Source organism: Pseudomonas sp. 2 (assembly GCF_056627435.1).
Genome location: NZ_JBWXNG010000001.1, coordinates 263,635 through 288,769, shown reverse-complemented (window position 1 = coordinate 288,769; position 25,135 = coordinate 263,635). Strand labels below are relative to the sequence as shown.

Genomic DNA, 25,135 nt, shown 5'->3' with positions numbered 1-25,135 from the left:
CCGGGCGCCCACGTGCGGGGTGCCTGATTTGAAGAATCGAAAGGATTGAACATGAACAGATGTGCACAGATGTTGGCGGTGGCGGTAATGGCCTGCAGCGTGACGGCATGGGCGGCGGAAGCGCCGGAATGCAAGGTGGTCCGGCTCGGCTCGACCAACTGGTCGGACACCATCGCCACCACGGCGATGGCGGAAATCGCCATGGATGCCCTCGGTTATCAGGTGAAGCTGACCACTGCGTCGCAGCAGATCATTCTGGCCGGCATGGCGGAGAACAAGCTCGACACCTTCCTCGGTTACTGGCAACCGACCATGATCCCGGTCGCCACGCCCTACATCGACAAGGGGCAGATTGAAGTGATGGAGCCCGCTGCCGTTCCCGACGCGCAATCGACCTTCGCCGTGCCGCGCTACGCGTACGACGCTGGCCTTAAAACCTTCGCCGACATCGCCCGCTTCAAGGACAAGCTCGGCGGCAAGATCCACGTGATCGAACCCGGCGCCGGGGCCAACCGGATCACCGCGAAAATGATCGCCGAAAACAAGTTCGACCTGGGCGGCTTCACCCTGGTGGAGTCCAGCGAGGCGGGCATGCTCACGGCGGTCAAGCGTGCTGTCGAGCGCAAGGAGTGGGTGGTGTTCTTCGGCTGGAAACCGCACCCGATGAATCTGCAACTGGACATGGCGTACCTGACCGGCAGCGAAGACGTGTTCGGCCCTAACGAGGGCGCCGCGACCGTGTCGGTGATGACCGCCAAAGGCTATGGCGAGCGCTGCCCCAACGTCGACAAGCTGCTGCACAACCTGTCGTTCAAGAGCGACCAGGTCAGCCAGCTGATGGTGCCGATCCTCGACCGCATGCCGCCGAAAACCGCCGCACTCAAATGGTTGCAGGAGAACTCGGCAGCAGTGAAGGGCTGGTTCGACGGGGTGCAGACCCGCGACGGCAAGCCCGGCTATGAAGCCTTCGTTGCCAAGCTGAAGTCATAGCGCGTTGATGGGACCGGGCTGCCATGGAGTGGCTGCCCGTACGTCTTGTCAGCCAGTGCTCTCACATTCAGCGCCTAGACTCTTGAGCGAGGCGGCATATTCGCGCTGCCGCAGCACGGGAGCGCTGTGATGAACGTTCAACCCTATATTTTTCTCCCTGGCACCTGCCAGCAAGCGATGGATTTCTACTGCAAGGTGCTCGGTGCCACGGTGCAGTTCAAGATGACCTTCGGCGAAGCGCCTGAACCCTCGAACGGCGGTGACTGCCCGGCCGCGCCGCCGGACGGGATCATGCACGCCAACCTGCTGATCGGCAGTACCCAGTTGATGATGAGCGACGATCCGACCCCCGGTGAGAAAACCCACGCCGGGTATTCGTTGTCCATCGCCACCGATGACCTGGCCCAGGGCAAGGCCTGGTTCGATGGCCTGAGCGAAGGCGGCACGGTCCGCATGCCGTGGAGCGAAACGTTCTGGGCGCTGGGGTTCGGCATGCTGGTCGACCGTTTCGGCGTGCCGTGGATGGTCAATGTGGAGAAGAAAATGGGCAGCGCGTAATCGCTCAATCCTGCACCTGCGCGGTCGCGTACCAGCGTTCGTCGGGCGTGGAAAAACGCATGATCTGGCGGATGCTCTGTGCGTTGTGCCGGTCTGTCAGCAGTTCGACCAGCAGGAGTGCGACCTCCGAGGCGGTACCGGGGCCGCTGGAGCTGATGAGGTTGCCGTCTCGTACCACCGGCTGGTCGACGAACACCGCGCCGGTTTCGATCAGTTGCTGCTTTCGGCGTCCGCCGACCTGGTGATAGATCGTCGCCTGACGATTGCGTAATACCCCGGCACGGCCCAGGCACAGCGAGGCGACGCAGACGCTGGCAATCACCTTTCCGGCATCGGCGAAATGTCGGATGGCAGCCAGAAACGGTTCGCTCAATGCCTCTTCATAAAAGCCGTTGGGTTCGAAACCGCCGGGCAATGCCAGCGCGTCGAAAGTGTTCAGGTCCAGTTCGGCCAGCATCCGGTTGGGCCGGATCGACACGCCGAAGGTGCTGGTGATCTCGCTGCGCAAACCCGCCATGACCAGTTCGATTCGTTCCTCGCCCAGCAGGTCGGCCCAGCCGAGCACATCGGTAAACGCGGCCATTTCCATGGGTTCAACGCCATTGGCGAGCAGCATCAAGACCTTTTTCACAGAGCATTCTCCATTACGTGCAGGGCAGCGGCCTGTGGCCCAGGCGCTGGGTGATGGCGCAGATGTTCGACGCTAAATGGGAGTCAGACAATCCCCGCAATTGGCAATTGATAATTCTACGCGGTGAAACAAGCCTGCCGCTGAACCAAGGGAGTTGCCTGACCTTTCGCAACATGTCTTGGGCGATGTTATCGATCTCGAGCACGCCACCGCCGGCAAGCCGTGCTGCTACGGTGCGGGGGCGCTGACTTCGTTCTGCGCCGCCGCTTCTTCTGCGAGTTTCAGGCGATCGGCCTTGTTGACGTAGGTCGATTTGCGCTTGGGCGCGAGTTTGGCGTTGGCCTTTTTGGCCTTTGCCTTGAACAACTGCTGGAGTTTCTTCTGGCGATTCATGGTCTTTGCTTCAACGATGCGAGTGTGGCGCCCAGAGCGGCCACACAGATGGAGCGCACAGTACGGCGACACGGGCTGCGTGTCCACGACCGGCGGTCACGGCGTGCCGTTCTTTCCATACAGCCGATACCCCGGGTGCAGGCTCAGGCGCTGGTAATAGTCGCGCACGGCAGGCAGCTCGGGATGGTCCAGCGGCGTTTCGAACCAGCGGTTCACTGACAGGCCTATGGGGATATCGGCGAGGGAAAACGCCTGGCCGCCGACATAGCCGCCGGTCTTCTGCAACTGCTGTTCGAGCATCGCCATGTGCCGCGCCCAGTCCTGGCAACCGGCTGCGAGCAACTGGCTGTTCTGATGCTCTGCAGACTGCCGCACCAGCGCCATGAACGCGTAGGTCCATGACTTGTTAAGGTCTGTGGCCTGCCAGTCGATCCACTGGTCCACCCGCGCGCGCGCTTTTGCGTCGGCCGGGTAGAGGTGCTCGCCGCCATGGCGCGTGGCGAGATAGCGAATGATGCTGTTCGACTCCCAGAGCACGAAGTCGTCGTCCTGAATCACCGGCACCATGGCGTTGGGGTTGAGCGCCAGGAACTCGGGCGTATGGGTCGACTTGAAACCCGATCCCCAGTCCTCGCGCTCAAAGGGAATGTTCAACTCGGCACAAGTCCAGAGCACTTTGCGTACGTTGATCGAAGAGGCTTTGCCGAGGATGCGCAACATGTCTTGTCCTTGAGGAGGGCACGGATATTCGGCCTGAATGGTCTGGCAGAATAACCGGCCAATGCGGCGCCGTGTTAACGTTCGCGTCCACCTTCGTCGAGAACCTGCCCATGTCCATCGCCGACAACATTCTGGCCTTCACTCTGGCCGCCACCGTGCTGACCCTGACGCCGGGCCTGGACACCGCACTGGTGCTGCGCACGGCGACCGTGGAGGGCAAATTTCAGGCAGTGCGGGCGGCCTTGGGCATCAATGCCGGTTGCCTGTTGTGGGGTGCGGCGGTCGCGTTCGGGCTGGGGGCGTTGATCGCGGTGTCGGAGCTGGCCTTCAACGTGCTCAAGTACTGCGGCGCCGGTTATCTGGCCTGGCTGGGGCTGAACATGCTGCTGCGCCCGCGTCGCTCGCTGGGTGCCGAGGTGGCGTCCGGGAGACCTGAGGCCAACTGGTTCATGAAGGGGATGCTGGGCAATCTGCTCAATCCCAAGATCGGGATTTTCTACGTGTCGTTTCTGCCGCAGTTCATTCCACAGGGCCAGCCGCTGGTGGCCTGGACCTTCGGCCTGGTGAGCATTCATGTGGTGCTGGGGCTGCTCTGGTCGCTGGCGCTGATCGCCGCCACGCAACCGCTGGCCGGGGTGTTGCGCAAACCGAAGGTGATTCAGTGGATGGACCGGGCCACCGGCATGATCTTCGTGCTGTTCGCCGCGCGACTGGCGTTGAGCAAACGTTGAGACGCGTCTGCAGCCGCGACGGGGTGTTTGTGCCCCGTCGCGGTCAGTTTCACTGATTGCGGGTCACGCGCCACACCGTTCCCGAGAGGTCGTCGGCGACGATCAGCGCACCCTTCGGATCGACCGTGACGCCCACCGGGCGGCCTCGGGTCTTGCCATCGGAGCCCCGGAAGCCTGTGGCGAAGTCGACCGGCTCTCCGCTGGCGCGGCCGTTGCTGAAGGGCACGAACACCACTTTGTAGCCCACCGGATTTTCTCGGTTCCAGCTGCCGTGCTCGCCGACGAACACCCCATCAGCGAATTTCTCGCCCATCGCCGGGATGGAAAAATCCAGGCCGAGTGCCGCGACATGGGAGCCCAGGCTATAGTCGGGCTTGATCGCCGAGACGACCTTGGCCGGGTCCTGCGGCTGGGCGCGAGTGTCGACGTTCTGGCCCCAATAGCTGTAAGGCCAGCCGTAGAACCCGCCTTCGCGCACCGAGGTCAGGTAGTCGGGCACCAGATCTTCGCCCAGTTCATCACGCTCGTTGGCCACCGCCCACAATTGGCCGGTGCCGGGCTGGATCTTCAACGCGGTCGGGTTACGCACGCCGGTGGCGTACGGTTTGTGCGCGCCGGTCTTGGCATCGATCTGCCAGATCTGCGCGCGGTCAAGCTCGACCTCCATGCCGCGTTCGGTGACGTTGCTGTTGGAGCCGATGCCCACGTAGAGCGTGCTGCCGTCAGGGCTGACCGCCAGCGATTTGGTCCAGTGGTGATTGATCCTCGAGGGCAGCTCGGTGAGGGTGACCGGTGCGCCGCTGGCTTTGGTCTGGCCCTCTGTGTAGTCGAAGCTCACCAGCGCGTCCTGATTGGCCACGTAGAGCTTGCCGTTGGCGTAGGCCAGCCCATACGGCGCGTTGAGGTTCTCGGCGAACACCGTCCGTACTTCGTATTTGCCGTCGCCGTCGGCGTCGCGCAACAGGGTCAGGCGGTTGCCGCCCTTGACCTTGGTGTTGCCCTGAGCCTTGATCACGCTGGCAATGACGTCCTTGGGTTTGAGTTTCGGCGCATCGGTACCGCCTTTGCCTTCGGCCACCAGAATGTCGCCATTGGGCAGCACCAGGGTTTGGCGCGGCACCAGCAGTTCGGTGGCGATGGCCGAGATGCTGTAGCCCTCGGGCACGCTCGGTTTCTGATCGCCCCAGGCCACCGGCTCGGCGATTTTCATGCTCGGCAGCAGCCCGCGTTCGGCTTGCGGCAGCTTCGGATCGGGGCCGTGGATTTGCGGTGTGTCTTTCTCGCCACCGCAGGCGCTCAGCAGTAGTGCCATGGCCAGAGCGCTCAATGCGTAAGTCGGTCTCATCGGGCGTCTCCTGCGCGAAGGTTGGTGAATCCTGTCCAGGCCGACACGCAGGCCAGCAGGGTGACGATGACCGAGAGGACGAGCCCCGTCGGCATGACCGCCCAGGCATCCTTGGCGTGCTCGAAGGCATTGATCCAGCCCAACCCCCAGGTCACCAGCAACAGCAGGAAATATAGGGTCGGGCGCCCGGCTTTCGGGCGGGCGCGAAGCAGATTGACCAGGGCGAACAGCAATGCCAGCCCGCAGAACAGCATGCCGCCGGCAATCAGCCAGGAGGCGAAGTTGCTCCACTGGATCAGGAAGGTCTTGAAGTAGGCGATGTCGCTGAGCAATCCGCCGAGAAACAGCGCCACGGTGCCGCCCAGCAGAATGGCGTGCAACGGCCCGGGCGTGCTGCGAAACGTAGGGTAGGGGGTGTCGGTCACGGCGGCTCCTTGATGTGGGTCGATCCGGTACTGATTCGCAGCGCCGATGCACTGGTCCATCAGGTTCATGCGCGGGGTGCGCGTAAAAGGGGATCACCGTCGAGCCGGGTTAGTTCAAAGAAATGCAGTGCGCCTGTGATGTTAAAAGCAGACAGTTATCGCGCGAACACCACGATCCGTAGCAGCACGGCTTGCCGGCGGGAGCGTCTTCAAGATCTTTGTAGATCTCAAGATCGCCCCGCCGGCAAGCCGTGCTGCTACGGATCGTGATGTTCGACGCTATTGTTGGGTCAGCCCAGGTGATGGGTTTCGGCCAGCCCGAACACCGGTGTCGGCAGGCCCTCGAAACGCGCTTTCAGTTGCAGCGCCAGGTACAGCGAGTAGTGCCGAGACTGGTGCAGATTGCCGCCGTGGAACCACAGGTTCTGCTGTTGCGTGGGCTTCCACATGTTGCGCAACTCACCCACGTACGGGCCTGGATCCTTGGTGGTGCCTGAGCCCAGCCCCCAGCAGCGACCGACCTTGTCGGCGACTTCCTGGGAGATCAGCTTGGCCGCCCAGCCGTTCATCGAGCCATAGCCTGTGGCGTAGACGATCAGATCCGCCGGCAGACGGCTGCCGTCGTTGAGCAGCACGGCGTCAGGCTCGATCCGCTCCACGCCAAGGCCGGGCGCGCTCTTGAGCCTGATGGTGCCGTCGGCGATCAGTTGCGAGGCGCCGACGTCGATGTAATACCCCGAGCCGCGCCGCACGTATTTCATGAATAGCCCTGACTCGTCGTCGCCAAAATCGAGCATGAAACCGGCCTTGCTCAAGCCCGCGTAGAAATCCTTGTCGCGCTCCTTGATCGCCTCGAACACCGGCTGGTGAAAGCTGGGCATGACCTTGTAGGGGATCGAGGCGAACAGCATGTCGGCCTTGTCGGTGGTCAGGCCGTTTTCCACCGCTTCTTCGGAATACAGGCCGCCGAACACCAGCTCCATCAGGCTGTCGGAGCGCACGATGTGGGTCGAAGAACGCTGGACCATGGTCACCTCGGCGCCGTTTTCCACCAGGTCCGCGCAGATGTCATGGGCCGAGTTGTTGGCGCCGATCACCACCGCGCGCTTGCCGCGCCAGGCGTCGCCGCCGGGATGGCGGCTGGAGTGATGCTGCTGGCCCTTGAAGCCTTCGGCGCCCGGATAGCTCGGCACGTTTGCGACCCCGGACATGCCGGTGGCGAGGATCAACTGGGTCGGGCGCAGGGTCAGCCGCTCGCCGTTGCGTTCGACTTCCACGGTCCAGGTGCCGCTCGATTCGTCGAAGCTGGCGCCGATGCATTCGGTGCGGGTCCAGTAATTGAGCTCCATGACCTTGCTGTACATTTCCAGCCAGTCGCCGATCTGGTCCTTGGGCGTGAACACCGGCCAGTGCTCGGGGAAGGGCAGGTACGGCATGTGGTCGTACCAGACCGGGTCGTGCAGGCACAGCGACTTGTAGCGGCCGCGCCATTGATCGCCGGGGCGTTCGGCCTTGTCGATGATCAGCGTTGGCACGCCCAGGCGCTTGAGCCGCGCCGCCAGCCCCAGCCCGCCCTGACCACCGCCGACGATCAGGCAATAGGGCTGGGTGGTGATGCCCAGCGAGGCTTCTTCGTCGCGCCGGCGCTCGGCCCAGTTGCGTTTGTCCGGATGCCCATGACCATGGGTGGCGCCCAGCGGGCGACGGCGGCCGTTGGGCTCTTCGAAACCCTTGAGTTCACGCATGGTGGTCAGCAGCGTCCAGCACAGGCCGTCCTTGAGGCGTACGTAACCCTTGCCCCGTGCGCTCTCGGTTTCCAGGCTGATCCAGCCTTCGACCACGCCGTTGTCCTGCGTGGCCTGGCCTTCGACTGTCCAGTGTTCGGGGCGGGTTTGCGCCAGGCGGTTTTCCAGCATGTCGCGGATGGCAGGTTTGCCTTCCAGGGTGATCAGGTTCCAGCTGAACAGCAGCAGGTCCCGCCAGTAGCACTCGTCGCCGAACAGCGCGAGGGTGGCGTTCAGGTCGCCCTGGGCGAGGGATTGTTCCAGGCGTTGGAGCCAGTCGGTGAGCTGGGCGGTGGCGGAGTCGAGCGGGGTGTCGATCGCAACGTTCATGTGGGGCTTCTCCCTGTTTTTTGTTGTTGTGGCGGGAGGGGTGTCAGCAAGGGGTGGGCCATGTTGCCCAATGGCGCTTGCCAGAGCGGTTGCGGGGAGGGGGCTGAGGCTTTTTCACTGCGGGTGAGGCGGTGTATGTCACGAATTCGGGAATGGGGGCGGGACAAAGTGTCACTGTCTCAAGATCGAGATCGAGATCAAGGTCAAGATCAAGATCAAGATCAAGATCAAGATCAAGGTCAAGAGCGTTCTTCCTAACGTCAGACCTGTTTCGACTTCGTCGAGTTACTTGGAAAAGCCCCAAGTAACCAAGGGCTTTTGCTCCTGGTTTGGCCTCGACTTCGTCGAGGTCCCCTCACTCCGGCGATGTTCCGTGGGCCCGGCGCGAATGGGCCATCCATGGCCCCGCGCCTCGCGCGGCATCCTGCCGCTTGGCCCACTCCACATCGCCTGCGTTCGGCCTGCACCCAAGTCGCGATTTGTGGTGTTTGTGGGATTTGCGCATGAAGATCAAAAGCAACGGCAACGGCAACGGCAACGGCAACGGCAACGGCAACGGCAACGGCAACGGCAACGGCAACGGCAACGGCAACGGCTGATGTTGTGCGATCTGCTTTTGATTCTGCCCGGAGGGCGTGGGAGCAAGCTTGCTCGCGATCTGGCGCGAAGCGGCAGCACATCCTGTGCACGCGATTTTTCTGATACTGCCAGGTCGTCTGGTTTTACTGCCGCTTCGCGCCAGACCGCCGGCAAGCCGTGCTGCTACGGGGGATGTCGTGTGCATGAGATCGAATTACACCCTCAATCCCGTAGCAGCCGGGCTTGCCCGCGGGTGGCCCTCAAGATCGCCCCGTCGGCAAGCCGTGCTGCTACGTAGAGCATCCCTCGCGATTTTGATCTGGTTTTTGCTTCTGCTTTTGATCTTCGTGCGCGATAGCCCAGACAACACAAATCGCGACTTGGGTGCAGGCCGAACGGAGGTCTCGTGCAGTGGGCTAAGCGGCAGGATGCCGCGCGAGGCGCGGGGCCATGGATGGCCCATTCGCGCCGGGCCCACGGAGCGGGACCGGAGCGAGGGAACCCGACGAAGTCGGGCCCAACCAGGAGCAGAAGGACTTGGTTACTTGGTCCTTTCAAGTAACTCGACGAAGTCGAAACAGGTCTGACGTTAGGAAGAACGCTTTTGATCTTGATCTTGATCCAAATATCAAAACCCCCGCGCCATTTGTTCTAAGCTCCCCTCTCAGTTGTGCCCCAATCACAGCGGAGAACAAGAACAATGACATCTGCCTTGATCAGCGCCCATGCCCAACAGGTGCTGCAAGCGGTGCATGGCGCGACCCATGCCCAAAGGCCTGGCCATGGCCCCATGGCCGACGCCGCCATCACCCGCTCGTGGCGTCGCTGTCTGGATCAGCATCGCCTCGACCCGGCCAGCCACCGCGCGCCCAACGTGGTCGAACACCCCCGTCTGCAGGATCACCGCGCGCCGCTGGAACACATCATCGCCGTGGCACGCTGGCAGATGAGCAGCCTGCATCAGCAGCTCGGTGGCGACGGCCACGTGGTGCTGCTGACCGACGCCCAGGGCGTGGTCATCGACAGCGTGTTCAACGAAGCCGAACGGGTCGATTTTCAGCGTGCCGGCCTGTGGCTGGGCGCGATGTGGCGTGAGGACATCGAGGGCACCAATGGCGTCGGCACCTGCCTGGTAGAACGCCAGCATGTGACGATTCGTCGAGACGAGCATTTTCGGGGGCGGCACGCGGGCCTGACCTGTTCGGCCAGCCCGATCTTCGATGCCCGCGGCGAGCTGCTGGCGGTGCTCAACCTGTCGACCGCGCGGGAAGAACACAGCCTGCACCAGCGCTTTCAGGCCATGGCCCTGACCAATCTCTCGGCCAAACTGATCGAGAACTGCTTTTTCCTCGGCCACGAACCCCATCGCTACCTGCTGCGCTTTCATCCCGAGGCGCGCTTTGTCGGCTTGTTGGGGGAGGGGCTGTTGAGTTTCGACGACAGTGCGCGCATCTGCTCGGTCAATCAGGCGGCGCTGGATCTGCTGGGGCTTGATCGTGAGCAATTGATCGGCCAGCCCCTCGGCCTGTTGCTGGAGTCACCCCTTGAGCACCTGCTCGCCCAGGCCAGCCCGCAACCCGGGATCTGCTGGCCGCTGCGCCTGGCCGACGGGCGCCTGTTCTACGCGCAATTGCGCGAGCCGGTGCGCACGCGGCCCAAGCCTTTACCCGAGCCTGCGAAGATCATCGACCCACGGGTGTGCCTTGAAGATCCGCGCCTGCAACGGGGGCTGTCCCGCGCGTTGCGGGTGCTGGAGGCCGATGTGCCAGTGTTCCTGCACGGCGAAACCGGCACCGGCAAGGAAGCGTTCGCCGCCGCGCTGCACCGGGCCAGCTCCCGCGCCGGCCAGCCGTTTGTGGCGATCAACTGCGCGGCCATTCCTGAAACCCTGATCGAAAGCGAATTGTTCGGATACCGCGGCGGCAGTTTCACCGGTGCGCGCAAGGAGGGCATGGTCGGCAAGCTGGAGCAGGCCCACGGCGGCATCCTGTTTCTCGACGAGATCGGCGACATGCCGCTGGCCCTGCAGACGCGCCTGTTGCGCGTGCTCGAAGAGCGTCAGGTGGTGCCGCTGGGCAGCGCGACGCCGCGCCCGGTGGATGTGCGGTTGATCAGCGCCAGCCATCAGGACCTGCAATCCTGCGTGGCCGAAGGCCGCTTCCGCGAAGACCTGTTCTACCGGCTGGGCGGCTTCACCGTGCAACTGCCCGCGCTGCGTGACCGCTCGGACAAAGGCAGCCTGCTCGACCTGCTGCTGCGTGAAGAGGCCGCAGGTGCCGCGATCACTCTCGAACCTGGCGTACGCGAATACCTGCTGGCGCAACCCTGGCCGGGCAATGTGCGGCAACTGCGCACCTGCCTGCGCACACTGGTGGCGCTGGCCTGGGAAGGGCGGGTGAGCTTGGTGGACGTGGCCGAGTTGCTGCCTGACGCCGCCTTGAAAAGCACACTGGGCGACGACCCGCTCGGCACCAGCGAACGGCAGACCCTGGTGACGCTGATCGATGAGGAACACTGGCACATCGGCCGGGTGGCCGCGCGTCTGGGGATCAGCCGCAATACCTTGTATCGCAAGCTCAAGCAGCATGGGATTGCGCGGCAGGGATAGCCGCGTACTTGATCCTATCGCGCAGGCAAACGACACACCGGCCCAGCTTCATCAGCCTGCGCGGAACCGGCCTCCGCCGCAGGCGCACGAGCGACCAGCTCGCCGAGGATGATGCCCAGGCGCAGGTCGTCCAAATGCCCGAGGTGCTGCAGGACCAGCTCGCCCTGGCGGTCGAACACCATCAGTGTCGGCGTGCCGCCCAGTGCCCAGCGGTGCATGGTGGCGGGCATGGACGAGCCTTCGCGGGGGTTGTCGATGGCGATGGGGAAGGTCAGGCGGAATTCGCTGACGAATACCCGCAGCGCGTCAGGCGTCATCACGTGATGGTGCTCGAACACGCTGTGCAGGCCGACAACCACCAGATCGTCGCGCAGGAAGGTCGCATGCAGTTTGCTTGCCTGGGGCAGGCTCAGCTGGACGCAGCCGGGGCAGAGCATCTGGAACACACAGACCACGACCACGCGTCCGCGCAGGGCCGCCAGGCTCAGCGGCGTGTCGGTGTTGAGCCAGTCGCAGGCTTCGATTTCGTAATGGGGCATGGCGTCGATCTCTTGCAAGGGGGTGAGCCCCGCCCGGCGCAGGCGGGGCCCGGGCGGATCACTTCAGGGCGACTTTGGGAAAGTCCACCGGAATATCCAGCGCGACGTTGATGTAGTTGGTGAACAGGTTCAGGGCCACATGCGCCACGATCTCGACGATCTGCTCATCAGTGAAGCCCACCTCGCGCAGGCTCGCCACGTCGGCATCGGTCAGTTGTGCGCGCTGTTCGACCACCTTGAGTGCGAAGGTCAGGGCCGCGGCGGTTTTGCCGTCGGTGGCCTGTCCGATCTGCGCGGCGGACATCTCGGCCGCGGTGGCACCGGCCTTCTGGCCGAGCATGGTGTGGGCGGCCAGGCAGTATTCGCAGCGGTTGCGGTTGGCGATGGCCACTGCCAGCTGCTCACCCAGTTTGGCACCCAGTGTGCCCTTGCCCAGGGCGCCGAACGCGGCCCACATGCTTTGCAGGGCCGCCGGGGAGTTGGCCACGGCCTTGAACATGTTCGGGGTGGCGCCGAAAGCCTGATGAATCTGCGCGAGGATCGGCTGGCTGGCGGCAGGGGCGTTTTGCGATTGCAGGTTGACGCGGGACATGTCGTTCTCCTTGGGAGATGAGTGGTGTGTTTCGACGTGGCCAGTTTAGGGATGCTGGATGTATGATTGGGATCAATAAATTCACAAAACATACCCTTTCGTACATATGCAGCCATTACCTCCTCTGGACCGGCTTTCCGGCATCCTTGAACGCTTCAGGGTTCAGGCCCAGCTGTTTCACTCAGGCGCCCTGTGTGGCGTGACCACGTTCGACGCCCGCGAGGGCTATGGCTATCTGCACGTGTTGCGCCGTGGCGAGTTGAACGTCAGCCACCCGGGCAATCGCAAAGGGTTGGGCGCGATGCGTTTCGACGAGCCGACGTTGCTCCTTTATCCCCGACCGCTGACCCATCGCTTTCATAACCCGCCGCAAGAGGGTTCGGATTTCACCTGCGCCCGGCTGAGTTTCGACGGCGGTGCCTACAACCCTCTGGCGCGGGCATTGCCGCCGATGCTGGCGATTCCGCTGGCGCGGGTGCCGGGCCTGGAAATGGCCCTGCAACTGCTGTTTTCCGAAGCTGATCAGGTGCGCTGCGGCCAGCGTTTGCTGGTCGACCGGATTTTCGAAGTGGTGGTGATTCAGTTGCTACGCTGGTTGCTCGACCATCCGCATGAGGCGGGGGTGCGGCCCGGCTTTCTTACCGGCCTGTCGGACCCGCGCCTGGCCCGCGCACTGGTAGCCATGCACGACGCGCCGGGGCAGGCCTGGTCGCTGGAGCGCATGGCCGATTGCGCGGGCATGTCGCGCACGGCCTTCGTCAATCGCTTTCGTGAAATGGTGGGGCAGACACCGGCCGATTACCTCGGCGACTGGCGCATGGCGCTGGCCCAGGGGCGGTTGCGTGCCGGGCAGCCTATCAAGCTGCTCGCCGAGGAACTGGGCTACGCCAACCCTTCGGCGCTGTCGCGGGCGTTCGCCGCCAAGGTGGGCATGTCACCCAGGGAATGGCTGGCGCAGGACACAGACACGGACATGGACAGGTGAGGGCGGAGCAATGAAAAACATCCTGATCATCGGCATCGGCGCGGGCAACCCGGACTACATCACCATCCAGGCGGTCAAGGCGCTGAATCGGGCCGACGTGGTGTTCCTGATGGACAAGGGCCAGGACAAGGCCGGGCTCAATCACCTGCGCCGGGAAATCTGCGAGCGCTACATCGAGCACGACCGCTCCCGGATCGTCGAGGCGTTGAACCCTGAACGCCAGCGCGAAGGCATCGAATATCGCCAGGCTGTCGACGATCTCAACGCGCAGAAGCAGCAGGTTTTCGAGCAACTGATCGCCGATGAGCTGGCCGAGGGGCAGTGCGGCGCGTTTCTGGTCTGGGGCGACCCGTCGCTCTACGACAGCACGATCCGCATTCTCGACGCCATTGCCCAAAGCGGTCGCCACGACATCGCCTGCGAAGTCATTCCCGGCATCACCAGCGTGCAGGCGCTCACCGCGCAGCATCGCATCCCGCTCAACAGCATCGGCCAGTCGGTGACGATCACCACCGGGCGGCGCTTGGCCCAGGGGCTGCCTGCAGGCGCCGACAGCGTGGTGGTGATGCTCGACGCCGAGAACAGCTGGCAGACGCTGGTCGACCAGGACCTGGACATCTACTGGGGCGCCTACCTCGGCACGCCGGACGAAATCCTCATCGCCGGCCCACTCAAGGACGTCGCCGACGACATCCGCCGCGCGCGCAGTTCGGCGCGCCAGGCCAAGGGCTGGATCATGGACACCTATCTGCTCAAACCCGGCACCCGGCGCTGAGCGATGCCCGGGACGCGACGTGAAGGTCAGCTTGGAAAATGGATAATGTTACTGTATAACGTATCCATTGTGACTTAACCGAGGTATGCGCCATGAAACCGAATATCCACCCTGACTACCGCGACGTGCTGTTCCACGACACCGCGGCCGACGTGTACTTTCTGATCGGCTCGACGGTCGAGACCGACCGCGAACAGCAATACAGCGACGGCAAGACCTATCCTTACGTCGCCTTGGACGTGTCCAGCGCCTCGCACCCGATGTACACCGGCCAGCAGCGCCAGGCCACCACCGAAGGGCGCATCGCAGGCTTCAACAAGCGCTTTGCCGCCTTTGGTTCGGGCAGCAAGAAGAGCTGATCCATACCTTTGTGCAATCGATAGCCCATCAGGCTTCTGTTTTGATTCGCCAGCGCATCCGGGATGCGCGTCATTCAATACAGGAGCTTGAACATGACTGCCCAAAAGGTTCTCTACACCGCCAAAGTCCACACCACCGGCGCCCGCGATGGCGGCACGTCGCGCAGCGATGATGGACGTCTGGATATTCTCCACTCGCTGCCGGGCAGCAAAGGCACCGGGACCAACCCCGAGCAGTTGTTCGCGGCGGGCTGGTCGGCCTGTTTCGATGGCGCGCTGGGTCTGGCCGCGCGCAAATTCAAGGTCGAGCTGCCGGCCGATGTCGCCATCGATGCCGAAGTCGACCTGTGCCTGGAGAGCGAGGCCTACTTCCTGCGTGCGCGGCTGAACGTGAGCCTGCCGGGCCTGGACCGTGACATTGCCCAGCAACTGATCGAGACCGCGCACCGCACTTGCCCGTATTCGAAGGCCATCGCCGGCAACATCGACGTCGAACTCAAGCTGATCTGAGTCCGCCAGCGCTCACGGGCGCCGGCCCAGGTTCCAGATCAGCAGCGCGGCCAGCAACTGGCTGACGGCGTAGAAGCTGAACAGCCCCTGCGTCGTCCATTGCGCGTCGATCAACAGCCCGGCCGCAGCGGGGGAGACGATCGAGCCCAGGCGCCCGGCGCCCAGCACCAGGCCGACACCGCTGGTGCGAATGGCGGTCGGAAAGGTCCGCGGCGCCAGGGTGAACAGCCCGGCAATGGCGCCGTACAGCAACAGCCCGCTGCTGAAACCCGCCACGCCGCCCAGCCAACCCAGTTGGGTGGCCGGTACGATCAGGCCCATCAACACCGCGTCCAGCAGCACGAAGCCCAGCAGCAGCCGGCCGATGCCGGCGCGGTTGCCACCCAGCCCCATCAACAGCGCACCGAGCATGCCGCCGCCACTGAGCAGCATGCCGCCCGCCGCGCCGTCCTTCGGGGAAAAACCGCTCTGAATCAGCAGCGTCGGCGTCCAACTGGTGACGAAATAGAAACTGAACATGATCAGAAACAGCGCAGTGGCCAGCGACAGCGTGCGTTGCCACTGCGCGGGGGCGAACAGTTGGCGGTAGTTCATGGGCATTGCAGATGTTGAACCGACTTGGCGCTGGCGACCCAGGGCGAGGAACTCGTCGGATTCGCGCAGCCACAACACACCGGCCAGCCAGGCGGCGAGGGTGATGCCGCCGCCCGCCAGAAACACGAAGCGCCAGCCTTCGCTTTCGTTGAGCGTATGGGCCAGCAGGCCGCCGACGCTGGCCCCCAGGCCGAACGCCACCGATTGCAGGGCAATCGCCAGGCTGCGTCGCTCGGGGCTGGCGTGCTCGTGTGTCAGCACGTTGGCGCCCACCACCACGGCGCCGACGCCCAGGCCGGTCAAGCCGCGCAGCAGCATCAGCGTGCCCAGGCCCTGGCTGCAGAACGACAACGCCATGCACACGCCGCTCAGCAGCAGGCTCGCGAGGATCATCGGCCGTCGCCCGTGGCGGTCGGCCATGGGCGCGGCGAACATCGAACCGCAGGCCATGCCCACCAGGCTGGCGCTGAGCAGCACCCCCACCTGGGCGCCCGACAGCCCCCACTGCGCGGACACGCTGCTGGCGGTGAACGCCATTGCCATGACGTCCAGGCCGTTGATCACGTTGAACAGCATGCAGAGGCCGACGACCGCCCACTGAAACGCCGACATGGAAACTGCGTTGATCCCTTCGCGCACCGATTGCCTTCTCTTGTGAGTGGCCCGCTCTGCTGGCAGGTCCTGTTCGGGCCGGCATGTTATCAAGAGTTGGCATAAGGAAGCGTTGCCTGCGTCACGCTGCGGGCGTCGCGTTCGGCTTACTTGTGGTCCTCGCTCCGTTGTTGGCGCTGACGCGACTGATGGGCCTTGACCTCCGAGAGGCGGATATCCTCGGGCAACGCCTGGCGATGCTTGCTCTGGCCCACGCGCTGGGCGTGGTAGATCCCGGTGTGGCCCGAGACCAGGTAGCTGGCGACGCAGGCGATGGCCGCCAGTGGCGCGATCTCCGGGCCGAACAATTCCATCGCCATGACAATGGTCGCCAGCGGCGTATTGGCCGCGCCGGCGAAGACCGCGACGAAGCCGATCCCGGCGAGCATCGAGAAGGGCAGGTGCAGCAGCGGTGCCAGTGCGTTGCCCAGCGTCGCGCCGATATAGAACAGCGGGGTGACCTCACCGCCCTTGAAGCCGGTGCCCAGCGAGGCCACGGTGAAGGCCATCTTGCCCAGCCAGTCCCAGGGTGCGACCGGCACTTGGAACGACTGCACGATGCTCGGGATGCCCAGCCCGATGTACTGATAGCCATCCAGCGCCCAGACCGCCGTGGCGAGCACCACGCCACCCAATACCGGGCGCAGCGGCGGATAAGCGATCAGGCGCTTGATCAGCGCGCCGAGCCGGTGGGTGGCGGTGGCGAACAACAGCCCCGCCAGGCCGAACACGATCCCGGCGACGACCACAGCCATCACGGTCCAGAACTGTACCGGGGCGATTTCACCAATGACGTAATGGGTGTGAACCACGCCCCAGAGCAGGCCGACCTGATCGGCGACTATGGCCGCCACCATGCAAGGGAACAGCGCGTCGTAGCGCATGCGGCCGATGGCCAGGACCTCCAGGCCGAACAGGGCGCCCGCCAGCGGGGTGCCGAACACCGAGGCAAAACCTGCGCTGATGCCGGCCATCAGCACGATACGCCGGTCCTCGCGGCGCAGGCGCAGCAGGCGGGTCATCTGATCTGCGAGGGCTCCGCCCATTTGCACGGCGGTGCCTTCGCGGCCCACCGAGGCGCCGAACAGGTGCGAGATCACGGTGCCGGCCAGCACCAGCGGAACCATACGCAGCGGCACGGTTTTCTTCGGGTCGTGAATCTCATCGATCAGCAGGTTGTTGCCGGCGTCCACCGGCTTGCCGATCAGGTGATACACCAAGCCCACGACGAAACCTGCCACAGGCAACAGCCAGATCGCCCAGCGATGGCCTTCACGCCACTGGGTCGCATGATCCAGGGCGAACAGAAACAGCGCCGAAGCCGTGCCTGCCAGCGCCGCCACGGCACTGGCGATCAGCAGCCATTTGCCGATGTAGGGGAGCAGGTCGAGTTGTTCAGGTCTTGCGAGTCTTGACATGGGATCAGCCAAACGGAAATCGAATGGGCCTGATCGAAGCGGGGGATTTTGCGCGCGAACGCCTACAGCCCTGTCTTTGATCAGGTGTCTGTAGGCATCATCAGCTGCAGCACTTGGACAATGCGCAGCGGTTGGTCAGCGGAGGAATGCCATCTCCGGCTGGCGATCATAAACAGCTCGCGGGTAGTTGTAAAATGATGTTGCAAGGCGTGCGGGCAGAACGGCCGTTGACGTTATTTCCAGAAACTGGATATCTTGTCCAGATGAAAAAACACACCCCCGAACAACGCGCGCTCATCGAGCAACTGGGCCACATCGCCAAGGGCCTTTCCGAGACCTTCAGCCCGTTCTGCGAAGTGGTGCTGCACGATCTGCGCGATCCCGAGCACGCCATTCTGGCGATCCACAACAACCTTTCCGGTCGCAGCGAGGGTGATCCGGCCACCGAGCTTGGCCTGGCGCGCATCGCAGACCCGGCCTATCCCCAGGTGATCGCCAACTACCCCAACCGCTTCAGCGATGGCCGCCAGGTGAAGAGCACTTCGATCGGCATCAAGGACTCGACCGGCAAGTACGTTGCGGCGCTGTGCATGAACGTTGATCTCTCGGTATTTCGTGGCCTGCAGGGCATGCTCGATCAATTCAGCGCCTTTGGCGACGAGCGCCCTGAAGAGAGCCTCGAAGTGGGCAGCGCAGACTTGATCCGTGGCCGTATCGACCAGTTCGCCGCGCGCCTGGCCACCACCCCGCGCGCGCTCAAGGCGGCGGATCGTCGAGTGCTCATGCAGGAGTTGCGCGAGGCGGGGCTGCTGGACATCCGCCGCTCCATGGAAACCGTAGCGGCGTATCTGGGGGTGTCCCGGGCGACCGTTTACAACGACGCCCGGTAGTGGCGGGATTCACTCAAGCGCAAGTAGGCACCCGGGCCAGGGCTTCGATTTCCACCAGATACCCATGGTGCAATTCCGGCACCGGCACGACCACCCGTGCCGGGCGATGATCGCCCAGACGCTGCGCGTAGATCCGGTCGAACGCCGGCCAGTGTCTGATCCCGGCCACATAGACCGTCACCTTGACCAGATCCTCAACGGAACACCCGGCGGACTGCAAAATTGCAGTGAGGTTATCGAGCACCAGCCCTACTTGGTCGGCGAAACTCGCCTGCAGGTTGTGACTGCCATCGGGGCTGACCGGCAGTTGTCCGGAGATATGCAGCGAGCCCTGGTGAATCACCCCTTGCGAGTAATGGCCGGCAGGCTTTGAGGCCTTGTCGGTGCTGACGATGCGCATCCCGTTGTCTCCCTGGCTCATGAGGTCAGCAACGCGGCGAAGCGTTCGATGTCGACGTTGCCGCCGGTGATGATCACGCCGACCCGCTTGCCGCGCAGTTGTTCTTTCATCTTGCGCACCGCCGCCAAGCCCAGGCAGCCGGTGGGCTCGACCACGATTTTCATGCGCTGGGCGAAGAACTTCATGGCTGCTACCAACTCGTCGTCGGACACGGTGACGATATCGGTCACGCCCGCCTGAATGATGGGAAAGGTGTAGCGCCCCAGGTGCTGGGTCTGGGCACCGTCGGCCAGGGTCGCAGGGGTGTCGATGTGGACGATCTCGCCCTTGCGCAACGATTGCAGGCCGTCATCGCCAGCTTCGGGCTCGACGCCGTAGAGCAGGCAATCCGGCGCCAGCGCGCGAGTAGACAGCGTCGTGCCCGACAGCATGCCACCGCCACCCAGGCCCACGAACAACGCGTCCAGGGGGCCTGTGCTTTCCAGCAACTCCTTGGCAGCGGTGCCCTGGCCGGACAACACATCGGGATGGTCGTAAGGCGGGATCATGGTCATGCCATGTTCCTGGGCCAGCGCACGGCCGATGGCTTCGCGATCCTGGGTGTAGCGGTCGTAGAACACCACGGTGGCGCCGTAGCCTTGGGTCGCCGCGACCTTGGCCGCCGGGGCGTCGTTGGGCATGACGATGGTCGCGGGCATCTTTAGCAACGCCGCCGCCAGGGCGATGCCCTGAGCGTGGTTACCCGACGAGAAGGCCACCACACCGGCCTTGCGTTGCTGCTCATCGAATTTCGACAGGGTGTTGAATGCGCCGCGAAACTTGAACGAGCCGGTGCGCTGCAGGTTCTCGCATTTGAAAAACAGCTGCGCGCCGATCTCGTCGTCGATCGTGCGTGAGGTCAGCACTGGCGTCTTGTGGGCGAAACCCTCGATGCGCGCGGCGGCGGCCTGAACGTCGCTGAAGGTGGGTAGAGTGAGAGAGTCCAAAGTCATGTCCTTTCCTGAACGCGGTGGCCCGCAGCAGGGGATACAGTAGCTTTGATTATACTAAGTGTAAATATTTGGACAAAAAATACAGATTTCGACACTCAGCCAATGTTTCCGGATCCTGATTGCCACACGGCTTCCGGCGATGGGGCCCTGAGGGCAGCCCCGCCGGCAAGCCGGGCTGCATCGGGAGAGTCAGCGTTATTTCGTTTGCTCACTCCACACGTCATACAAATTGGACGGCGCATCGAGCTGCACTTCGAAGTTCAAACCATGCAATGTGTCCCGTGCCGCCAGCTGATAGTTGGGCGCAAACAGGGGAATCAGAAACGCCTGATCCACCGCCCGCTGCTGAATCTGATCCAGAATCAGTTGGCGCTGCTTGAGGTCCGATGTGGCGCGTGCCTGGTTGATCAGGCCGGTGATCTGCTCGTCGGGCTGGGCAATGCCGCGATACAGAAAGCCCGAGGCGCCCAGCACGTCACGCAGCGACAGCGCGGTGTCGGACGGATTGAGCGTGTTGGGGTACACATGCCAGGAACCATCGGCAATCGACTTGACCCATTCGCCGGTGCTGATCAGGCGCAGGTCCAGTTCCAGGCCCAGGTTCTTGCGCACCGCAGCCTGGATCTGCTGAATCAGCAGATCGCGGTTGTCGCGGACGTAGGTCTGCGGGTAACCCACTTCAATACGCAACCGCTGGCCGTCGCGGGTCCGGTAACCCTCGGCGTCACGGCCGGTCCAGCCGGCTTCGTCGAGCAGCTTGTTGGCACCGGGGACGTCGTTGCCCCAGGTATTGACCAGCGCCTTGTTGTAGCCGGGGTTATCGGGGCCGATGTTCGACCAGGCGCGCGGCAAGGTGCCCAGGTAGATGTTCTTGACGATGGCCGCCACATCGAACCCGTCACGCAACGCCCGGCGCACGCGTATGTCATCGGTGGGTGCCTGTCGATAGTTGAGGTTGAGGGTGAAGGAGGTCTCCGCCGAAGGGCTGGTCAGGAACTGAAACCCGGGGACGTTCTCGAACAGTGCCCGATCGGTGGGCTGCACGCCTTCGATCAGGTCTACCTGGCCCGAACTCAGTGCGCCGGCGCGTACGGCGTACTCAGGCAGGAAGCGATAGGTGACCGAATCCAGATAGGCCGCGCCCTTGTGCGCAGCGTAGGCCGGCGGCCAGTTGTAATTGGGGTTCTTGACGAAGCGCGCGGACTGGCCGCGATTGTACTGATTGAAAATGAACGGCCCGGTGCCGACAAGGTTCGGGCCGCCCTGACAGAGATCGCCGCCAGCGGCCAGCGTCTTGGGTGAGAGGAAGCCGAGTTTGACGCTGGACAGCGATTCGAGCATGGCTGAATCGGGTTTGCTCAATACGATCCGCACTTCATGCGGGCCGACCACTTCGGTGTGGTCGTAATACTCCAGAAACGCTGCGGCGTTGGCGGTGTGCGCCGGATCCTTGGTGTAGTCCAGGTTGGCCTTGACCGCGTTGCCATCGAATGGCGTGCCGTCGGTGAAGGTCACGTCGTCGCGCAGCTCGAAGGTGTACACCAGGCCGTCGTCCGACACGCTCCAGTGCTTGGCCAGCCACGGCGCAAAACTGCCGTCGGCCTGTTTGCCAATCAGCGAGTCAACGTAATTGCGGATGACCATGAAGGCGTTCTGTTGCGATGAGTTGTGCGGGTCGAAGCAGGCCGGTTCCGTGGTCACGCCAAAGGTCACGTCGCCGCCATTGCGTGGCTGCGCGGAGCCGGTTTTGGGCGCGGCGTTCGCAGTGGAAGGTGGTGCGCCGTTGTCGCAGGCGGACAGCAGCGGGGCGGCCGTGATGGCCAGACAGAGCAGGGAGCGATGGGCTTTCATGAGGTCCTTATCAGGCGCCAGGGTGCGCGCTGAGCAATTGCCGGGTATAGGGGTGAGCGGGAGCATCGAACAGCGTGGCGACAGGGCCTTGCTCGACGAGTTGACCTTGATGGAACACCAGCACGCGATCACTCACATGACGGATCACGTCCAGGTCGTGAGAGATGAACAGCAGGGCGATACCACGGCTGGCTTGCAGTTCGCTGATCAGGTCGAGCACTTGGGCCTGCACGTAAACGTCCAGGGCCGAAACCGGCTCGTCGCAGATGATCAGCGCAGGTTCGGCCGCCAATGCGCGGGCGATGGCGATGCGTTGACGCTGCCCGCCAGAAAGCGAGCGCGGGTGGCGATCCAGGTAATCGGCGTTCAGCCCGACCTGAGTCAGCAGCGCGGTGGCCTGCTTTCGGTGCTCGTGGGAGGCGGGGAGATTTTCCGCGATGATCTGCAACACGCTGTAACGCGGGTCGAATGAGCTGAGCGGGTCCTGGGGGATGTATTGCATCTGCCGCCGCAGGGCGCGTCGCTGCGCTTCCGGCACATCGCTCCAGCGCTGCCCGAGCAGGTGCACGCTGCCTGAATCCGGCGCGAGCAATCCCAGCACGATGTTGGCGCAGGTGGTCTTGCCCGAACCGGACTCGCCAACGATCCCCAACACTTCGCCTCTGTTGAGCGTGAATGAGGTACTTTGCAGCGCGGCGAAGGCCGGGGATTTGCGTCCCAGGCCACGACGCCGGTAAGACTTGCCGATGCCCTGGACCCGCAACACCTCGCGTTCGGTCACCTGGCGCGCAGGCAGTGGATCGCGCTGGATGACCAGCGGCGCCGTGTCATCGATCCCGGGCAGCACGCGCGCCGAACTCAGCCGTGTGCCGCGAGAATCGGGGCCAGGGCTCGCCGCCAGCAACTGACGGGTGTAAGGATGGCGCGGTTGGGTCAGCACCTGATGCACGCTGCCTGAGTCGACGACTTCGCCATGGTGCATGACATACACCCGGTCGGCGATCTGCGCGACCAGATTGAGGTCATGACTGATGATCAGTAACCCCGCGCCCTGCGCCACGCGCTCGGCCAGCACTGAGATCACCTGACGCTGCACGCTGACGTCCAGCGCGGTGGTGGGTTCGTCGGCAATGATCAGCCTGGGGCCGGCAGCGATGGCGGCGGCAATCAGCGCACGCTGGCGCAGGCCGCCGGACAACTGGTGGGCAAACTGATTGCTGCGCCACCCGGGTTCAGGAATGCCGACCTGGGTCAGGGTGTCGAGCACCTGTTCGCCACGCGCCTTGTCATCGGCCAGCAGGCGATGGGTCAGCAGCACTTCACCGGTTTCCTGGCCGATGGTGCGCAGCGGGTCGAGCGACACCAGCGCGTCCTGCATCACCAGCCCGGCAAACCGGCCCCGGATCTGGCGCCAGTCACCCGGGCCGAAGCGCAGGGCATCGCGACCGGCGATCAGCAGGCGCCGGGCCTGCACCTGAGCGTTGTCCCCAGCCAGCCCCAGCAGGCTTCGGGCTGTCAGGCTCTTGCCTGACCCGGACTCGCCGACCAGCGCCACGCATTCGCCGGGGCGAATCTGCAGGTTCAGGCCACGGACCAGCGGTGCGCCTGCATTGACGCCTGAGAAGCTGATGCGCAGGTCTTCGATGTCGACCAGCAGCTCGGCGGATTCGCGTTCATGTCCCTGGCTCACGATGGCTGCCTCCCTTCGAAACGGCGCTGCCAATAGCTGCCCAACACGGTGAAACTGATGACGGTCAAGGTGATCGCGATGCCAGGGAAAACACTGGGCCACCACGCCACGCGCAGCACATCCCGGCCCTCGGCGAGCATCACGCCCCATTCCGGCGTGGGGGGTTGCGGACCCAGCCCCAGGAAGCTCAGCCCTGACACCGCCATGATCGAGCTGCCGATGTCGATGGTTGCCACGATCGGAATCGCCATCAGCACGTTGGGCAGCAAATGCGCGATGAACGTTTGTACGCGCGAGCGGCCGTAAAGAACGGCGTGGCGCACGTAATCGGCCTCGCGTACCAGTAGCGTCTGGCTGCGCACCAGACGTCCGAACTTGGGAATGCCGGCGATGCCGATCGCCACGGCGACGTTCATCAGGCCCGGCCCGATCAGGGCGATGACCAGCAACGCCAGCAATACGTTGGGAAACGCTGAAAGCACATCGAACAGGCGCGAAGCGATTTCATCCAGCCAACGGTTTTTCATGCCCGCAATCAAGCCGAGCAGCGTGCCTGCGACCAGGCTGATGAGCATCCCCGACAGGCCGATCAGCAAAGAATACCGGGCGCCGTAAAGCACCCGTGCGAACACATCCCGGCCCAGCCGGTCGGTGCCGAACCAGTGGGCGGCGCCCGGTGCCTGAAGCCCGACGCTGACGTCGCCCGCCAGCGGGTCGTAATGAGTGATCCAGAACGGCACGGCCAGAATGATCGCCACCAGCAGCAGAAACAGGCCGCTCAGTACGACGGCCAGTGGTGGTCGGGTCACCTGGCGGCGTGGCGCTACCGCATCCAGGGCGGCTTGAGTGGGAGCAGTCAGGCTGCTCGAAGGCAATGTCATTGGGTTCTCAGCCTCGGGTCGATGAACAGGTAGGCGATGTCGAGCAGCGTGGAAATCACCACGTAGATAAAGGCCGCCAGCAGCACCACCGCCAACACCACTGGCACGTCCTGGCTGGTGATCGCGTTGAGGGTGACGGTGCCCAGGCCCGGACGGCCGAAGACTTTCTCGGTGATCACGGCCCCTCCGAGCAATCCGCCGATCAGCCAGCCGCCCAGGGTGACGATGGGCAGCAAGGCGTGGCGCAGCACGTGGCCGGTGCGTACGCGGGTTTCGCTTAAGCCGCGTGCGCGCACGGTCGTGATGAAGGGCTGCTCCAGAGCCTTTTCCATGGCCTCGCGCAGCACTTGGGCCAGGATGCCTGCGGTGGGCAGTGCAAGGGTGATGGCGGGCAATACCAGCGCGTTGACGCCCCCTGCGCCGGAGACCGGAAACAGGCGCCAGTGAAAGGAAAAGGCCATCAGCAACAGAATGCCGATCCAGAACACCGGCGTTGAGGTGAGTATCAATTCAAGGGTCGACGCCAGCCGCTTGCCCAGCGCGCCTCGCCCGGCAGTGAGCAGCGCCACACCGATGGCGAACAGCGCCGCCAGCACCCCGGCAGTCACTGCCAACTGCACTGTCGGCCACAGTTGTGAATGCAGCACGCCGGCCACGGACTGACGCATCACATAGGACGTGCCCAAGTCGCCATGCAGCAGGCGCACGATGAAATCCAGATATTGCTCGGGCAGAGATTTGTCCAGGCCCCACTCGGCAGCGATGGCTTCGCGCAGGCCCGGGTATTCATTGTCGCCGGCGAGGATGTCTTCGATTTTTCCCGGCAGAGAATGCAGCGCGACGAACGCTGCGGTGACGCTCAGCCAGAGCACCAACAGGCTGCTGCTCAAGCGAATGAGCACGTTTGACCACAT

At 63.8% G+C, this 25,135-nt stretch carries 25 protein-coding genes and 1 riboswitch; of the genes, 9 read left to right on the top strand and 16 right to left on the bottom strand.

Going from position 1 to position 25,135, the window contains the following annotated elements:
- Positions 1–51: 51 nt before the first annotated feature.
- Positions 52–990 carry a choline ABC transporter substrate-binding protein gene (gene choX, locus AC1MEK_RS01345; RefSeq protein ID WP_480394457.1) on the top strand — a complete coding sequence of 313 codons (939 nt, stop codon included), beginning with the start codon at positions 52–54 and terminating at the stop codon, positions 988–990.
- A gap of 129 nt (positions 991–1,119) precedes the next feature.
- Positions 1,120–1,548 (top strand): VOC family metalloprotein YjdN, encoded by a 429-nt coding sequence (yjdN, locus tag AC1MEK_RS01340; RefSeq protein WP_480394456.1) that lies wholly within the window; start codon positions 1,120–1,122, stop codon positions 1,546–1,548.
- A gap of 4 nt (positions 1,549–1,552) precedes the next feature.
- Here yjdN and AC1MEK_RS01335 read toward each other — a convergent pair whose 3' ends face one another.
- The 3 genes from AC1MEK_RS01335 to AC1MEK_RS01325 all read right to left on the bottom strand — a co-directional run bounded on the left by AC1MEK_RS01335 (position 1,553) and on the right by AC1MEK_RS01325 (position 3,292).
- Positions 1,553–2,179: a DJ-1/PfpI family protein gene (locus tag AC1MEK_RS01335; protein WP_480394455.1), complete on the bottom strand. Its 627-nt coding sequence runs from the start codon at positions 2,177–2,179 to the stop codon at positions 1,553–1,555.
- A 228-nt stretch (positions 2,180–2,407) separates the two neighbouring features.
- On the bottom strand, positions 2,408–2,572 hold the full coding sequence (locus AC1MEK_RS01330; RefSeq protein ID WP_480394454.1) for a DUF2986 domain-containing protein: 165 nt from the start codon (positions 2,570–2,572) through the stop codon (positions 2,408–2,410).
- Between the two features lie 96 nt (positions 2,573–2,668).
- Positions 2,669–3,292 carry a glutathione S-transferase family protein gene (locus AC1MEK_RS01325; RefSeq protein WP_480394453.1) on the bottom strand — a complete coding sequence of 208 codons (624 nt, stop codon included), beginning with the start codon at positions 3,290–3,292 and terminating at the stop codon, positions 2,669–2,671.
- Between the two features lie 110 nt (positions 3,293–3,402).
- Between AC1MEK_RS01325 and AC1MEK_RS01320 the strand changes: the two genes are divergently transcribed.
- Positions 3,403–4,023, top strand: a complete 621-nt coding sequence (locus tag AC1MEK_RS01320) for a LysE family translocator (protein WP_480394767.1) — start codon at positions 3,403–3,405, stop codon at positions 4,021–4,023.
- Positions 4,024–4,072: 49 nt separating this feature from the next.
- Here AC1MEK_RS01320 and AC1MEK_RS01315 read toward each other — a convergent pair whose 3' ends face one another.
- The 3 genes from AC1MEK_RS01315 to AC1MEK_RS01305 form a co-directional block, all read right to left on the bottom strand.
- Complete coding sequence (locus tag AC1MEK_RS01315; RefSeq protein WP_480394452.1) at positions 4,073–5,368, bottom strand: PQQ-dependent sugar dehydrogenase; 1,296 nt, start codon at positions 5,366–5,368, stop codon at positions 4,073–4,075.
- Entirely contained in the window at positions 5,365–5,793 is a 429-nt protein-coding gene (locus tag AC1MEK_RS01310) for a DUF2231 domain-containing protein (RefSeq protein WP_480394451.1), read from the bottom strand. Before AC1MEK_RS01310 ends, AC1MEK_RS01315 begins: the two co-directional genes overlap by 4 nt.
- A 290-nt stretch (positions 5,794–6,083) precedes the next feature.
- A complete protein-coding gene (locus tag AC1MEK_RS01305) occupies positions 6,084–7,907 on the bottom strand; it encodes an NAD(P)/FAD-dependent oxidoreductase (protein WP_480394450.1) in 1,824 nt (607 codons plus the stop codon).
- 1,279 nt (positions 7,908–9,186) lie between these two features.
- Between AC1MEK_RS01305 and AC1MEK_RS01300 the strand changes: the two genes are divergently transcribed.
- A complete protein-coding gene (locus AC1MEK_RS01300; protein WP_480394449.1) occupies positions 9,187–11,094 on the top strand; it encodes a sigma-54-dependent Fis family transcriptional regulator in 1,908 nt (635 codons plus the stop codon).
- A 14-nt stretch (positions 11,095–11,108) separates the two neighbouring features.
- Here the strand turns inward: AC1MEK_RS01300 and AC1MEK_RS01295 are convergent, their stop codons facing one another.
- A complete protein-coding gene (locus AC1MEK_RS01295; RefSeq protein WP_480394448.1) occupies positions 11,109–11,633 on the bottom strand; it encodes a redoxin domain-containing protein in 525 nt (174 codons plus the stop codon).
- A gap of 58 nt (positions 11,634–11,691) precedes the next feature.
- A complete protein-coding gene (locus AC1MEK_RS01290; protein WP_480394447.1) occupies positions 11,692–12,225 on the bottom strand; it encodes a carboxymuconolactone decarboxylase family protein in 534 nt (177 codons plus the stop codon).
- A gap of 106 nt (positions 12,226–12,331) precedes the next feature.
- Between AC1MEK_RS01290 and AC1MEK_RS01285 the strand changes: the two genes are divergently transcribed.
- From AC1MEK_RS01285 to AC1MEK_RS01270, 4 genes are all read left to right on the top strand, one after another.
- Entirely contained in the window at positions 12,332–13,210 is an 879-nt protein-coding gene (locus tag AC1MEK_RS01285; RefSeq protein WP_480394446.1) for an AraC family transcriptional regulator, read from the top strand.
- Positions 13,211–13,220: 10 nt separating this feature from the next.
- On the top strand, positions 13,221–13,985 hold the full coding sequence (cobF, locus tag AC1MEK_RS01280) for a precorrin-6A synthase (deacetylating) (RefSeq protein WP_480394445.1): 765 nt from the start codon (positions 13,221–13,223) through the stop codon (positions 13,983–13,985).
- 92 nt (positions 13,986–14,077) lie between these two features.
- Positions 14,078–14,344 carry a type B 50S ribosomal protein L31 gene (locus tag AC1MEK_RS01275; RefSeq protein WP_480394444.1) on the top strand — a complete coding sequence of 89 codons (267 nt, stop codon included), beginning with the start codon at positions 14,078–14,080 and terminating at the stop codon, positions 14,342–14,344.
- A 93-nt stretch (positions 14,345–14,437) separates the two neighbouring features.
- A complete protein-coding gene (locus AC1MEK_RS01270) occupies positions 14,438–14,854 on the top strand; it encodes an organic hydroperoxide resistance protein (RefSeq protein WP_480394443.1) in 417 nt (138 codons plus the stop codon).
- A 12-nt stretch (positions 14,855–14,866) separates the two neighbouring features.
- On the opposite strand, the gene AC1MEK_RS01265 is transcribed toward AC1MEK_RS01270, so the two are convergent.
- Together AC1MEK_RS01265 and AC1MEK_RS01260 are read right to left on the bottom strand one after the other, a co-directional pair.
- Positions 14,867–16,060, bottom strand: coding sequence for an MFS transporter (locus AC1MEK_RS01265; protein ID WP_480394442.1), 1,194 nt, complete (start codon positions 16,058–16,060; stop codon positions 14,867–14,869).
- 146 nt (positions 16,061–16,206) lie between these two features.
- The gene (locus AC1MEK_RS01260; protein ID WP_480394441.1) at positions 16,207–17,517 is read right to left on the bottom strand and encodes a voltage-gated chloride channel family protein; all 1,311 of its coding nucleotides are present in this window, start codon (positions 17,515–17,517) and stop codon (positions 16,207–16,209) included.
- Between the two features lie 84 nt (positions 17,518–17,601).
- Positions 17,602–17,683: riboswitch (Fluoride riboswitch) on the bottom strand.
- Between the two features lie 97 nt (positions 17,684–17,780).
- Between AC1MEK_RS01260 and AC1MEK_RS01255 the strand changes: the two genes are divergently transcribed.
- Entirely contained in the window at positions 17,781–18,407 is a 627-nt protein-coding gene (locus AC1MEK_RS01255; protein WP_480394440.1) for a helix-turn-helix transcriptional regulator, read from the top strand.
- A gap of 13 nt (positions 18,408–18,420) precedes the next feature.
- On the opposite strand, the gene AC1MEK_RS01250 is transcribed toward AC1MEK_RS01255, so the two are convergent.
- From AC1MEK_RS01250 to AC1MEK_RS01225, 6 genes are all read right to left on the bottom strand, one after another.
- The gene (locus AC1MEK_RS01250; RefSeq protein ID WP_480394439.1) at positions 18,421–18,807 is read right to left on the bottom strand and encodes a RidA family protein; all 387 of its coding nucleotides are present in this window, start codon (positions 18,805–18,807) and stop codon (positions 18,421–18,423) included.
- 17 nt (positions 18,808–18,824) lie between these two features.
- Positions 18,825–19,799, bottom strand: a complete 975-nt coding sequence (locus tag AC1MEK_RS01245; RefSeq protein WP_480394438.1) for a threo-3-hydroxy-L-aspartate ammonia-lyase — start codon at positions 19,797–19,799, stop codon at positions 18,825–18,827.
- A gap of 195 nt (positions 19,800–19,994) precedes the next feature.
- On the bottom strand, positions 19,995–21,650 hold the full coding sequence (locus AC1MEK_RS01240) for an ABC transporter substrate-binding protein (protein WP_480394437.1): 1,656 nt from the start codon (positions 21,648–21,650) through the stop codon (positions 19,995–19,997).
- A 10-nt stretch (positions 21,651–21,660) separates the two neighbouring features.
- A complete protein-coding gene (locus tag AC1MEK_RS01235) occupies positions 21,661–23,340 on the bottom strand; it encodes a dipeptide ABC transporter ATP-binding protein (protein WP_480394436.1) in 1,680 nt (559 codons plus the stop codon).
- Complete coding sequence (locus AC1MEK_RS01230; protein WP_480394435.1) at positions 23,337–24,221, bottom strand: ABC transporter permease; 885 nt, start codon at positions 24,219–24,221, stop codon at positions 23,337–23,339. Before AC1MEK_RS01230 ends, AC1MEK_RS01235 begins: the two co-directional genes overlap by 4 nt.
- The gene (locus AC1MEK_RS01225) at positions 24,218–25,135 is read right to left on the bottom strand and encodes an ABC transporter permease (RefSeq protein ID WP_480394434.1); all 918 of its coding nucleotides are present in this window, start codon (positions 25,133–25,135) and stop codon (positions 24,218–24,220) included. Before AC1MEK_RS01225 ends, AC1MEK_RS01230 begins: the two co-directional genes overlap by 4 nt.

Coding starts and splice junctions, on each gene's coding strand:
- choX (WP_480394457.1), top strand. CDS start 52: ATGAACAGATGTGCACAGATGTTGGCGGTGGCGGTAATGGCCTGCAGC.
- yjdN (WP_480394456.1), top strand. CDS start 1,120: ATGAACGTTCAACCCTATATTTTTCTCCCTGGCACCTGCCAGCAAGCG.
- AC1MEK_RS01330 (WP_480394454.1), bottom strand. CDS start 2,572: ATGAATCGCCAGAAGAAACTCCAGCAGTTGTTCAAGGCAAAGGCCAAA.
- AC1MEK_RS01325 (WP_480394453.1), bottom strand. CDS start 3,292: ATGTTGCGCATCCTCGGCAAAGCCTCTTCGATCAACGTACGCAAAGTG.
- AC1MEK_RS01320 (WP_480394767.1), top strand. CDS start 3,403: ATGTCCATCGCCGACAACATTCTGGCCTTCACTCTGGCCGCCACCGTG.
- AC1MEK_RS01315 (WP_480394452.1), bottom strand. CDS start 5,368: ATGAGACCGACTTACGCATTGAGCGCTCTGGCCATGGCACTACTGCTG.
- AC1MEK_RS01305 (WP_480394450.1), bottom strand. CDS start 7,907: ATGAACGTTGCGATCGACACCCCGCTCGACTCCGCCACCGCCCAGCTC.
- AC1MEK_RS01300 (WP_480394449.1), top strand. CDS start 9,187: ATGACATCTGCCTTGATCAGCGCCCATGCCCAACAGGTGCTGCAAGCG.
- AC1MEK_RS01295 (WP_480394448.1), bottom strand. CDS start 11,633: ATGCCCCATTACGAAATCGAAGCCTGCGACTGGCTCAACACCGACACG.
- AC1MEK_RS01290 (WP_480394447.1), bottom strand. CDS start 12,225: ATGTCCCGCGTCAACCTGCAATCGCAAAACGCCCCTGCCGCCAGCCAG.
- AC1MEK_RS01285 (WP_480394446.1), top strand. CDS start 12,332: ATGCAGCCATTACCTCCTCTGGACCGGCTTTCCGGCATCCTTGAACGC.
- cobF (WP_480394445.1), top strand. CDS start 13,221: ATGAAAAACATCCTGATCATCGGCATCGGCGCGGGCAACCCGGACTAC.
- AC1MEK_RS01275 (WP_480394444.1), top strand. CDS start 14,078: ATGAAACCGAATATCCACCCTGACTACCGCGACGTGCTGTTCCACGAC.
- AC1MEK_RS01270 (WP_480394443.1), top strand. CDS start 14,438: ATGACTGCCCAAAAGGTTCTCTACACCGCCAAAGTCCACACCACCGGC.
- AC1MEK_RS01265 (WP_480394442.1), bottom strand. CDS start 16,060: ATGTCGGCGTTTCAGTGGGCGGTCGTCGGCCTCTGCATGCTGTTCAAC.
- AC1MEK_RS01260 (WP_480394441.1), bottom strand. CDS start 17,517: ATGTCAAGACTCGCAAGACCTGAACAACTCGACCTGCTCCCCTACATC.
- AC1MEK_RS01255 (WP_480394440.1), top strand. CDS start 17,781: ATGAAAAAACACACCCCCGAACAACGCGCGCTCATCGAGCAACTGGGC.
- AC1MEK_RS01250 (WP_480394439.1), bottom strand. CDS start 18,807: ATGCGCATCGTCAGCACCGACAAGGCCTCAAAGCCTGCCGGCCATTAC.
- AC1MEK_RS01245 (WP_480394438.1), bottom strand. CDS start 19,799: ATGACTTTGGACTCTCTCACTCTACCCACCTTCAGCGACGTTCAGGCC.
- AC1MEK_RS01240 (WP_480394437.1), bottom strand. CDS start 21,650: ATGAAAGCCCATCGCTCCCTGCTCTGTCTGGCCATCACGGCCGCCCCG.
- AC1MEK_RS01230 (WP_480394435.1), bottom strand. CDS start 24,221: ATGACATTGCCTTCGAGCAGCCTGACTGCTCCCACTCAAGCCGCCCTG.
- AC1MEK_RS01225 (WP_480394434.1), bottom strand. CDS start 25,135: ATGTGGTCAAACGTGCTCATTCGCTTGAGCAGCAGCCTGTTGGTGCTC.